This window comes from Streptomyces sp. NPDC111606, assembly GCF_055656945.1.
Genome location: NZ_JBVKBY010000004.1, coordinates 508,950 through 520,775 on the forward strand (window position 1 = coordinate 508,950; position 11,826 = coordinate 520,775).

Annotated in this window: 7 protein-coding genes; 5 read left to right on the forward strand and 2 right to left on the reverse strand. The window is 70.8% G+C overall.

What is annotated here, in order from left to right; genetic code table 11:
* Positions 1-109: 109 nt before the first annotated feature.
* From sigJ to ACZ7M7_RS17600, 3 genes are all read left to right on the forward strand, one after another.
* The gene (sigJ, locus tag ACZ7M7_RS17590; RefSeq protein WP_472117528.1) at positions 110-1,036 is read left to right on the forward strand and encodes an RNA polymerase sigma factor SigJ; all 927 of its coding nucleotides are present in this window, start codon (positions 110-112) and stop codon (positions 1,034-1,036) included.
* Complete coding sequence (gene qcrB, locus ACZ7M7_RS17595) at positions 1,033-2,514, forward strand: cytochrome bc1 complex cytochrome b subunit (RefSeq protein ID WP_472117531.1); 1,482 nt, start codon at positions 1,033-1,035, stop codon at positions 2,512-2,514. Before sigJ ends, qcrB begins: the two co-directional genes overlap by 4 nt.
* A 147-nt stretch (positions 2,515-2,661) precedes the next feature.
* Entirely contained in the window at positions 2,662-3,450 is a 789-nt protein-coding gene (locus tag ACZ7M7_RS17600) for an acyl carrier protein (protein ID WP_472117534.1), read from the forward strand.
* Between the two features lie 70 nt (positions 3,451-3,520).
* On the opposite strand, the gene ACZ7M7_RS17605 is transcribed toward ACZ7M7_RS17600, so the two are convergent.
* The gene (locus tag ACZ7M7_RS17605) at positions 3,521-5,764 is read right to left on the reverse strand and encodes a glycoside hydrolase family 9 protein (RefSeq protein ID WP_472117537.1); all 2,244 of its coding nucleotides are present in this window, start codon (positions 5,762-5,764) and stop codon (positions 3,521-3,523) included.
* Between the two features lie 393 nt (positions 5,765-6,157).
* Here ACZ7M7_RS17605 and ACZ7M7_RS17610 point away from each other — a divergent pair, with 393 nt between their 5' ends.
* Positions 6,158-8,533, forward strand: a complete 2,376-nt coding sequence (locus tag ACZ7M7_RS17610) for a SpoIIE family protein phosphatase (protein WP_472117540.1) — start codon at positions 6,158-6,160, stop codon at positions 8,531-8,533.
* Between the two features lie 52 nt (positions 8,534-8,585).
* Positions 8,586-9,272, forward strand: coding sequence for a DUF4232 domain-containing protein (locus tag ACZ7M7_RS17615; protein WP_472117543.1), 687 nt, complete (start codon positions 8,586-8,588; stop codon positions 9,270-9,272).
* Between the two features lie 15 nt (positions 9,273-9,287).
* Here the strand turns inward: ACZ7M7_RS17615 and ACZ7M7_RS17620 are convergent, their stop codons facing one another.
* The gene (locus ACZ7M7_RS17620) at positions 9,288-11,546 is read right to left on the reverse strand and encodes a ricin-type beta-trefoil lectin domain protein (RefSeq protein WP_472117546.1); all 2,259 of its coding nucleotides are present in this window, start codon (positions 11,544-11,546) and stop codon (positions 9,288-9,290) included.
* Positions 11,547-11,826: the final 280 nt, after the last annotated feature.

The window sequence follows — 11,826 nt, forward strand, 5'->3', positions numbered from 1 at the left end:
CGCGGTACCCGTCGCATGGCCGAGACGTGGGTCACATTCAGCGGTGGGATGTCACATTCCGGCCCCCGCCGGACCTCGCAGTAGTGAGCGCGCACTGGGAGGCCCACGCATGTCCGACACCCCCGTACCCGTCACCGACGACGCGACCGGCGTCTTCGTCGAGCATCGCGAGCTGATGTTCGGCGTCGTCTACAACATGCTCGGCAGCGTCGCCGACACCGAGGACGTACTCCAGGAGAGCTGGCTGTCGTGGACGGCGCGGAACGAGGGCGCGCCGCTCGACGGGGTCGAGAATCCGCGGGCGTATCTCGTGCGGATCGCCGTCAACCACGCGCTGACCCGGCGGGCCGCGATCAGCCGTCGCCGGGAGACATACGTCGGTCCGTGGCTGCCCGAACCGCTGGTCGCGGGAGGCGAGGACGACGCTGCCGACGATCCGGCCCTGCGCACCGAGTCCGTGTCTCTGGCGATGCTGGTCGTCCTGGAGTCGCTGACGCCGCTGGAACGCGCGGTGTTCGTGCTGCACGAGGTGTTCGGATACCCGCACACGGAGATCGCGCAGATCATCGACCGCAGCCCGGCGGCCGTACGGCAGCTGGCGCACCGGGCGCGGGGGCATGTGCATGCGCGGCGGCCGCTGTACGAGGCGCATCCACGGGTGCGACGGGAGGCGACGGAGCGGTTCGTGCGGGCCGCGGTGGGCGGGGACCTAGCCGCGCTGATGGAGATACTCGCGCCGGACGTGACGGTGTGGACGGACGCCGGCGGCAAGCGGAAGCCGGCGGCACTGCGTCCCGTGCACGGCAGGGACAAGGCGCTCCGGTTCTTCGGCTCGTACGCGAGGAAGGGCGGCGCGGGAGGGCTCCGGCTGGGCTATCGGCGCGTCAACGGCGACGACGCCGTGATGCTGTTCCAGGGCGAGGAGCCGTACGCCGTCCTGGTCCTGGATCTCACGCCGGACGGCGACCGGGTGTCCGGTGTCTACGTGATCAGCAACCCCGACAAGCTGACCCACGTGCCCCGGGAGGAGGCGTGAGCGCCCGGGAGCTGCCCGCGGGCCGGGGCGAGCGGATCGCGGACTGGTTCGACGGGCGGCTCGGCATCCACTCGCTCGGCCGCAAGTACCTGCGCAAGGTCTTCCCGGACCACTGGTCCTTCCTGCTCGGCGAGATCTGCCTGTACAGCTTCGTCGTCCTGATCCTGACGGGTGTGTACCTCACCTTCTTCTTCCATCCGTCGATGAACGAGGTGACGTACCACGGCAGTTACCTCCCGCTGAACGGTGTCCGCATGTCCGAGGCGTACGCCTCCACCCTGGACATCAGCTTCGACGTACGCGGCGGGCTGCTGATGCGGCAGCTGCACCACTGGGCGGCGCTCGTCTTCGTGGCCGGGATGCTCACGCACATGATGCGGCACTTCTTCACGGGGTCGTTCCGCAAGCCGCGGGAGATCAACTGGCTGTTCGGCTGGACCCTGCTGTTCCTGGGCCTCTTCGAGGGCCTGTTCGGCTACTCGCTGCCGGACGACCTGCTGTCGGGGACGGGGCTGCGGTTCGTGAACGGGGCGCTGTTGTCCGTGCCGATCGTCGGGACATATCTGTCGATGTTCCTGTTCGGCGGGGAGTTCCCGGGCCATGACATCGTGGCCCGCTTCTATGCGCTGCACATCCTGGTGATCCCCGGCATCATGGCGGCGCTCGTCGTGGCGCACGTCCTGCTGGTCGTGTACCACAAGCACACCCAGTTCGCGGGTCCCGGGCGCACCGAACGCAACGTCGTCGGCGCCCCGTTCATGCCGGTGTACCTGGCGAAGGCGGGCGGCTTCTTCTTCCTGGTCTTCGGCGCTCTCACCCTGATCGCGGCGGTGGCGTCGATCAACCCGGTCTGGTCGTACGGCCCCTACCGTGCGGACCAGGTCTCCACCGGCGCCCAGCCCGACTGGTACCTGGGCTTCGCCGAGGGGCTGGTCCGCATCATGCCGGGCTGGGAGATCACGCTGGGGGGCCATACGCTCGTCCTCGGCGTGCTGATCCCGGTGGTGGTCTTCCCGCTGCTGCTCGTGTTCATCGGCGTGTATCCCTTCCTGGAGGCGTGGATCACCGGCGACAAGAGCGAGCACCACCTCCTCGACCGGCCCCGCAACCGCCCCGTCCGCACGGGCATCGGCGCGGCCTGGATCAGCCTCTATCTGATCCTCCTGGCCGGCGGCGGCAACGACATCGTGGCGACCCGGCTCCATCTGTCGATCAACGCGGTGACCTGGGCGATCCGGATCGCGGCGCTGACCGTCCCGGTGCTCGTGTTCGTCGTCACCCGGCGCATCTGCCTGGGGCTCCAACTCCGGGACAGGGAGCGGGTGTTGCACGGCCGGGAGACCGGCGTGATCAAGCGGCTTCCGCACGGCGAGTACGTCGAGGTGCACCAGCCCCTGGACCAGGCCGCACTGCACACGCTGACCGCGCATGAGCGGCCGGGACAACTCGTGGAGCACGAACCGCGGAGGAACCAGTAGGTGACCTGCCACCGAACTCCAGGTTCACCAGGGGTGTATATCTGAAATGCCGTACAACCTCCGGTGATGTCCCGGGTGTCACACCCATGCCGGCACACCCCCGCATGCTCCCGGCACGACATCACGCCTCACCACAACGGAGTTCACGTGCGTATGCGCTTACTGGCCGCTCGACCGATCGCCGTGGCGGCCCTCACCCTCCTCGCGAGCGCGGTGGTCGTACCGTCCGCCCACTCGGCGGATCGGGACTACACGGTGACCCTCACCACCAGCACCGACGCCACCGACTTCGACCACCGCACGGTCGACCTCACCGGGACCCTGACCGGCCCGGACGGGACACCCGCCGCGAACCACCCGGTCCAGCTCGAGCAGTCCGTTCTGTTCAGGACCTGGAACCCGTGGGGCGACCCCATCGACCCGACGGAATGGGAGACCCGCAGCCTGGGCACCGTCCGCACGGACGCCGAGGGACGCTTCAAGCTGGAGGACGTGCCGGCGGACCGCTGGGACGGCCGGCCGAGCCCCTATCTCAACCCCCGCCACGAGGTGATGTTCCGTGCCATGTACGACACGGACAACCCCACCGACGGCCAGATGGCGTTCGCGGACGCGGAGGTGAGCGTCCAGCCCGTCGCGAGCTCCCTCACCTATCGGGTCAGCAACATCATCGTGCGCGCCGGTATGCGTCTGACCGTCACCGGCAAGGTCACCTGGCCCGCCGGGCACGGCCCGGTCGAGGGCACCCGGGTGTTCCTGCGGCAGTACTTCGAGACCGAGTACAACGCACAGACCACCACGGACGCCGACGGCAACTTCACCATCAACACCACGGTCCGCGGCTACGACAACGAGTTCGTGCTCTTCTCGGCGCCCAAGGACTACTACATGTCCGGCGTGGCCAAGGAACTCCCGATCAAGAACATCACCCGGTAGCGGCCGCCGGTCACTGCGGTGAGCCCGCCGCCTCATTTCGCGACGGCGGGCTCACGGCCCTCGCGTCGGGCTATCCCTGGCCGGCCACGAAGGAGGCCATCCGGGTCAGGGCGGAGTTCCAGTTGATCGTGTGCTCGTTCGTCGACCAGGACTGGATGTCGTCGATGTAGCAGAACTGACCGACGCAGCCCTGGAGTTTGCTCTGTGCGAAGGGGTCCTGGATGCTCGAGTTCGGCCCGCCGGCGAGCGTGCCGACCGGCGGGTTCGGCTGGCTCGGGTCGAGCTGATGGGCGTACCAACGGGCGTGCTGGTTACGGGAGTTGACCTCGCCGTAGCCGGTCACGTACGAGATGTTCAAGGCGTTGCGGCCGAGCAGATAGTCCATGCTCTGCACGGCGCCGTCGCGGTACTTCGAGGCGCCCGTGATGTCGTAGGCGGTCGCGATGACGACGGCGTTGTGCAGGATCTGGTGGTTGGACCCCCAGTCGTAGACGTTCTCGGGCGGGGCGTAGGGCATGCCGTACGCCTGTGACGTCAGCGTGGCCAGATAGCGGTCCGCTCCCTTGATCACGGACTGGCGCACCTTGTCCCGCCCGGGCAGCCGGCTCGGCACGGTCGCGAGGTCCAGCCGGGCCGCTGCCGCCGTCCTGGCCCAGTCGTAGCCGAGGGAGCCGAAGATGTCGGCGGTGTGGACCGGAGAGTTGAGGACGTGGTCCGCGAACTCCTTTTCACCGGTGCTGAGATACAGCTCGGCCGCGGCCCAGTAGAACTCGTCGGTGACATTGCTGTCGGCGTAGGTGCCGCCGCCGATGCCGTCGCTCTCGGAGGCGTACCGGTCGGGGTGCGCGAGCGCCGCCGACCACGCCTTCCGTGCGGCGGCCAGGGTCTTCGCCGCGAACTCCTTGTCGTACGGCCGGTACAGGCGCGCCGCCTGCGCGGCCGTCGCCGCCAGGTTCAGGGTCGCCGCGGTGGACGGCGGATGCAGTTCCCGCTTCTGCGGATCGGCGCTCGGCAGCAGTGGCAGGCCCGTCCACTGCTCGTCGTGGATCTTGTGATGGGCCATACCGGCCAGCGGCTGACCCGCGGGCACCTGCATCTTCAGCAGGAATTCCAGCTCCCAGCGGACCTCGTCGAGGATGTCCGGCACCTTGTTGCCGCTCTCCGGGATGGCGAGCGTGCCGTCGCCCAGCTTCTTCGGCTCCCCGGTACGGGCCAGCCGTTCGCGCTCGTAGGTGCTCAGCAGCTCCCAGACGGAGATGCCGCCGTTGACGACGTACTTGCCGTGGTCACCCGCGTCGTACCAGCCGCCGGTGACGTCGAGCCTGTAGTCGCACACGCCCGGCCGGCAGGGCACGTTGCCGTCGCCCTGGTTGGGTGCGATGTCGACGTGTCCGGCGGGGCGGGCGTAGCCCGGGCGCAGGTCGTCGCGGATCGCGATGCCGCTGCGCTGCGTGTAGTAGTACTTCATGGCGTCCAGGCGCAGCCGGTCGTAGGCGGCGGTCCCGATGCCGAAGGGACGGCTCGTCTCCCCGTCCGCGACGAGCGTGAAGCCCTCACCCTGCTTGCGGTGGGCGCCGAAGTCGATGGAGTGCACGTTCTGCGCGGAGGAGGCGTCGGTGCCGCGCGGCACGGTCCAGCCGTGGGCCACGACGGTCCCGGAGGCGTTCTTGAGTTGCCAGGGCAGCTTCCCGGTCGCGTCGGTGACCAGCGTGGCGTTCTTCGGCCCGGCGGGCAGATAGGCGACCTGGTTCACCCGCACCCGCGGCCCGGTGTCCGGCTCGTACACCTCGGGCGGGACACCACCCAGCAGCGACGCGTCGTCCATGCAGAAGCGCCACGCGTCCGCGCTGCCGCCCAGTTGGAAGGCGACCTGGCCCTGCGGGGTGTCCACGGGTGAGGTGAAGGTGTACGCGTAGGAGTTCCCGGAAACGCTCAGCTGCGGCGTCACCTCGAAGTAGGTGTCGTACGGCGCCGCCGACAGGCCGACGATCGCCCGCACGGCATGCCCCTCGGGCGAGCCGTTCGCGGTGAAGGAGAAACGGTACGACTCCCCCTTCACCAGGGCGATGTCGTTCTGTCCGACGGCCGCGTCCCAGGGGTTGGCGGTGCCGCCGGGCACGTCGGCGCAGAGCTGCCCGGCGGACAGGCCCGCGGTGACGTTGCTGCTCGTCCACCACGGCTCGGTGGTGGTGTCGAAGCTGCCGTTCTTGAGCTGCTCGACCTCATCGGCGCCGGCCGGTGCGGCCGGGAGTGCGGTGAGTCCCGCCGCCAGCAGGGCCGTCAGGGACAACAGGGTGATTCTGCGTCGTTTCACGTCTGGGCTCCTCGGGGGAGGTACGGGTGACGCTCATGGTGGGAGCGCTCCCAGAGGCGGACGCTGCCATGCTTGTTCGCGACATGACACCCCGTCAACGGTCCGGACGTAACGCTTCGCTGGATTCCGCCGGATTGGGTCGCCTCTCGAGTGCGGCGCCGCCGTGGCTTGTCGCGCAGTTCCCCGCGCCCCTTACGGGGCGCTGCCGAACCGGGCGTCCGGACAGTCGCCGCACCGGGGCCGCGCCCGGCCGAAGTCCACTCCAACGGGGCACGACGCCGAGCAGTCAAGGGCGCGCGCGAACGTTCCAGTACGGGCGGGACGCCGACGCACTAGGCTGGAGCCCAGCTGACACGCTTGTTCACCGTGAGTGTGCACGTGGGAGTGGCGAGCATGAGCCCGGAGTACCCGTTCGACGAGGCCGCGACGGCCCGGGCGGTCATCGACGACGACGGTGTGCTCGTCGAGTGGAACGCCGGTGCCGAGCGACTGCTGGGCCACCCGGCCGCCGAGGTTGTGGGGCGCCCGGCCGCGGAGCTGCTGGCCGACGAGCAGGGCAGCGGCGCACCGCCGGGCGAACGCTGGGACGGCATCCTCACCCTGCGCACTCGCGAGGGCGGCACGGTCTCGGTGTGGGTGCTCGCTCACCGTGTACGGCTGAAGCGTGACGGGCCCTTTCGGTGGCTCGTGGTCACGCCGCTCGAAGGCCAGGGGCCACGTCCGCCGGACGATCCGCTGGACCATGTCGGGCTCCTCGAGTCCCCCTGCGCCATCGCCATCTACGACGACCGGCTCCGGGTGCGCAGGATCAACGCCGTCATGGCGGAGGCCCTCCAGCTCTCCGAGGAGCACGTGCAGGGACTGCGGGCGCCCGAGCTGACCGGCAGACGTCAGAGCTACGACATCGAACGGCAGCTTCTTCGCGTGCTCACCACGGGCCGGGGCACCGACGTGCGGGCGTACATCCCGGCCGGCGGTGACAGGACGCACGCCTGGCTGGCCCGAGTGGCCCCGATCACCGATGCCAAGGGGCGGGTGCGCGGCGTGTCCGTCGCCGCGCACGACTTCACCGAGCAGTACATGGCCCAAGAGCGACTGCAGCTGGTGAACGAGGCCAGCATCCGCATCGGCACCACCCTCGACGTCACGCGCACGGCCCAGGAGCTGGCGGACATCTGTGTCCCCGCCCTCGCCGACTTCGTCAGCGTCGATCTGCTGGACCCGCCGGAGCACGGCGAGTCACCCACCGGCCGCCCGACCGCCCCGATCAACCTGCGCCGGGCCGCCCACCACTCCGTCAACACGGGCAACCCCGAGGCCGTGGTCGAGCCGGGCCACGTCGATGTCTACCCCGCCCCGTCGCCGCAGGCGGACGCGCTGCTGGCGGGCCACACCATCGTGGCCTCGACGTCGACCGACGACCTCGCGCAGTGGCTCGCCTGGGACCCCGAGCGCGCGGAGCGGATCAAGGCGTACGGCATCCACACCACCATGTCCGTGCCGATCCAGGCGCGTGGCACCACCCTCGGGGTCGCCGTGCTCAGCCGGTTCAAGAACCCCGAGCCGTTCACGCCCGACGACGTGCTGCTGGCCGAGGAGGTCACGGCACGCGCGGCCGTCTGCATCGACAACGCCCGCCGTTACTCCCGCGAACGCGAGACCGCCCTCGCCCTGCAGCGCAGCCTGCTGCCCCGGTCCCTGCCGCGCACCGCCGCGCTCGAAGCGGCCTCGCGGTATCTCCCGGCGGCGCGCTCCGGCGTGGGCGGCGACTGGTTCGACGTGATCCCGCTGTCCGGGATGCGGGTGGCGATGGTCGTCGGGGACGTGGTCGGCCACGGCGTCCAGGCCTCCGCCACCATGGGCCGGCTGCGCACCGCCGTGCGCACCCTGGCCGACATCGACCTCGCGCCCGACGAGCTGCTGACCCACCTCGACGACCTGGTCGTACGGCTGTCCGACGAGGCGGGCACCGAGGGCAGCTCCGGCGACGTCGGCGCCACCTGCCTGTATGCGGTGTACGACCCGGTCTCCCGGCGCTGCACGCTGGCCCGGGCCGGGCACCCCTCGCCCGTCATGGTTCCGCCCGGCGGCGAGCCGCGGGAGATCGAGCTGCCCGCCGGGCCGCCGCTGGGCCTGGGCGGACTGCCGTTCGAGTCCGCCGAGATCGAGTTGCGCGAGGGCACGGTGCTGTCCTTCTACACCGACGGCCTGATCGAGACCCGGGTGCGTGATGTCGACGCCAGCCACGCGCTCCTGTGCGAAGCGCTGGCGTCCTCCTCCGACTCACTGGAAGAGACCTGCGACCGCGTCCTGAGCGCGCTGCTCCCGACGGGGGGCGTCGCGGACGACGTGGCCCTGCTGCTGGCCCGTACTCAGGGGCTGCCCGCCTCCCGGGTCGCGACCTGGGACATCCCGGCGGACCCGGCGCTCGTCGCCCCCATCCGCAAGCAGGTCCTGGAGCAGCTCGACATCTGGAATCTGATCGAGGCCTCGTTCACGGCCGAGCTGGTGGTGAGCGAGCTGGTCACGAACGCCATCCGCTACGGCATCCACCCCATTCGGCTCCGGCTGATCCATGACGCGCGGACACTGATCTGCGAGGTGTCCGACACCAGCCACACGGCGCCCCATCTGCGCCGCGCCAAGACCTTCGACGAGGGTGGCCGCGGACTGCTGCTGGTCGCTCAGCTGACCCAGCGCTGGGGCAGCCGGCACACGCCGGACGGCAAGACGATCTGGGCGGAGATCGGACTCCTCGGCGAGGGGTGACTCCTTGATGTCGGGTGACTACTCGGCCGGAAAACGGGGAGGCGTGACAGACATGGGACGTGCACGGACACTCCACCCGTTACACCGAGCGACTCCCCTCGTGAGCGCCGTCGCGCTGGTGAGCCTGCTGGCCGGTTGCGCCGACGGCGCCGACTCCACGGGCACCGCACAGACACCGACCGGCACCAGCAGCCGTACGACCGGACCGCCCACGGCCGACACCGGGAGCCCCACGACCGGGCCCGGCACGACCGGACCTGCCACGACCGGGACCGGCCCGGCCGACACCGGCAGCCCCGTGACCCAGTCGGGCGCCGCCGCTCCGCGCTGCCACACCTCCGAGCTGCGCGCGAAGATCGGCCGCCCCAGTCCGGGGGCCGGACAGCGCAACTTCCCGATCGTGCTGACCAACACGACCGAACGCACCTGCACGGTCCGTGGCTACCCCGGTGCCGCCTTCGTGGACGCGTCCGGCAAGCAAATCGGCCCGGACCCGAAGCGCTCCCCCGACACGCCGACGGCCGTCACACTGGCCCCCGGCCGAAGCGCCTGGGCGGGGCTGTCCTTCGCCAGCCCCGAAATCAGCGGGGCCCGTACGGCACTGCCGACGGCGCTGCTCGTGACACCGCCCGACGAACGGGAGTCGATCGCGGTGAAGTGGACGGCCGGTGAGGTGCCCGTGGCCGGGAACGAGTCCTCGGTGCGACTGACGGTGCTCCAGCCCGGGACCGGCGGCTGATCGGCCGGTTCCGGTTCAGTGGCGACCGCCACCGCCGTATCCGTAGCCGCCATATCCGCCGTCGTAGCCGCCATACCCTCCGCCGTATCCGCCGGACCCCCCGTACCCGCCGCCGGACCAGCCGTTCTGGCCGTCCGACGAGCAGGAGTACGGGTAGTGGTAGCAGGACGCGTCGCTCGGGGTCGGGCTCGTGGCCGTCGGCTGCGATGCCGTCGGGGTCGCGGACGGGGTCGGCGTCGGCGTCCTCGGCGGGCGGGAGGTGGGGGCCGGGGTCGGGTCGGCCGTCTTCACCCTCTCCGCCTCCGAGTCCCAGTTGACCACCTCCAGCTGGAGCTCCGGCTTCGACGTGTCGACCACCCAGTGCTGGTCGTCGCTGTCGTCCTCACGGGTCTTGAGGACCAGCGCGCCCGAACCGTCGGTGGCGGCGGGGCTCAGTGCGAGGTCCTGGTTGAAGCGCGGGACCAGGGTGCCCTGGAGCGTGAAGTCGTAGCGGACGTTCTTGGTCGCGGAGTCGGTGGCACCCGTGCAGGGGGCCAGTCGGACCGAGTAGCCGAGGTGGGAGTCGAGGCAGAGATCGGGGTTCGCGCCGCTGCGCACCAGTCCGTCGGTCTCGTACGACCACTGCTGACCGGCCGCTCCCGAGGAGCATTTGGTGAGTTCGGTCTCCGCGTCCCTGACGGCCTTCCCGCCGACGACGCCGACGCAGAGCCCGGACCCGATGTTGTAGAGCCGGCCCTGCAGCTCGCCCTTCGCGGCCTCGGCGGCGCCCGCCCAGGAGGGGTTGGTGGTGGCGGAGCCGGTGCCGGGGCCCGGCGTCTCGGTGGGCCGGTCGTTCGCAGCCGGAGCGGAACCGTCTCCGGACCCGTTGGTGGACCAGATGACGAGTGGGAGGACGACGAGGGCGCTGACGGTCGCGACGGCCGCGGTGAGGTTGCGGCGCCGGGCGGCGCGGCGGGCGGCCTTGAGGGCCACCCGACCGGAGCAGGTGCGGGTGGAGGTGGCGCCGGAACGCGTGGCGGTGGCCGGGTCGGTTTTCGGAGCCGTCCTGCGGGCGGCCCTGCGGGTGGTTCGGGGGCCGGCCTCCCCAGGGGAGGAGACCATGTCCGGGGCGGCGTAGGACGCGCCCGCAGGGGCGAAGGGCTCGCCTGCCAGGTTGAAGGGCTCACCGGCGGGGGCGGCGGGGCGACCCGGGAAGGCCGATGTCGCTCCGGCAGGGGTCGGCGGCTCACCACCGGGGGCGATGCTCTCCGCGGCAGGGGCACGGCGCCTACGGCCCGCAGAGGCACGGGAATTCACCGGTGAGGCGGGAGCACTTCCCGGGGCGGCCCCCGGGGCGGCAGCGGCATCTCCCGGCGGCGCGAAAGCGGCGGCGCCGTCCGCGAAGAACGACTCGCCGACGATCGGCGGTGCCGCGGCCGGCTCCGCCTCGGCCGGTGCCTCGGCCTGTCTCGCTCTCGACTCCAGATAGTCCCGCGCACCCCAGCCGAGCACCGCCTCCGCGAGTGCGGCGCCGAGCCCGTCGTTGAAGAAGGTGAGCTGGCCGGCGGCGTCGCTGCAGTGCTCGCAGCGGTCCAGGTGGCCGCGCAGGTCGGGGTCGACGTCGACGCCGCCGCGCCGGTACGTCACATCCAGCATCCGCAGGTACTGCCGGCACTCGTGCTCGGGGGCCAGCTCGCGGTGGACCTGGAGGCACTCCTCGCGCAACCTCTCGTTGGCGCGGCCCAGTTCGACGCGGGCGGACTCCGCGTCGAGGCCGAGCAGTCCGGCCGGCACGGCGAGCGGTTCGGCCTCGACCTCGGTGTGCCACAACAGGCAGCGGGCCGACTGGGGGAGCCGCTGGAAGGCCCCGGACAGCAGTCGGCGGTTCGCGGGCGGCAGCAGGCGGGCGGCCACGCGCTCCGCGCCCTCCGCCTCGGACTGCAGCGCGGGGTGGAGCAGCTCCCGTCTGCGGTCGGTGTCCCACTCCGCCGCGATACGGCGCACGGTGACGAGGAGTTGGGGGCGCCACGCGGCCGTCGGTCCGGTCTGTCGCAGCGTTTCACCGAAAAGCCGGGTGAATGCCGCGGTGGTGAGCATTCCCGCGGACCGGGCGTCGGCGGTGCACAGCCGTGCGTAGGCGAATCCCGCTTCCCAGTGCCGGTCGAGGAGTTCACCGACGGGATGCAGCGCCGGTGTCACCCCCGTCCACTTCTTCAGTTCGGCGCTCAGTTGAGCGTCCGTCACATCAAAGAGGCGGGCGTCGCTGGGGGAATTCGACAGGCCTGCGTCACGCACGGCGGCATTCCTCCGGAGGGCATGCGGCATTGAAGGTCCATACCAATGAGTATGCTCCGGACGCGGCTCTTGTGAAGCGCGGGCGCGGGGGGAGCGAGACACACCTTTGCACAGGTCAGGGACAGAGAACAACCGGTTCCAGTTTTTGCGCATTGCGTGCCCGGCGCTCACTATTTGACGAGCGGTCAATAAGCGGCCGGGACATTGCGGCGTATCGGCAAGTCAATTGGAAACGGTATTCACTCAACGCCCTTTCGGGCCGCCCCGGGAACCATTGAGC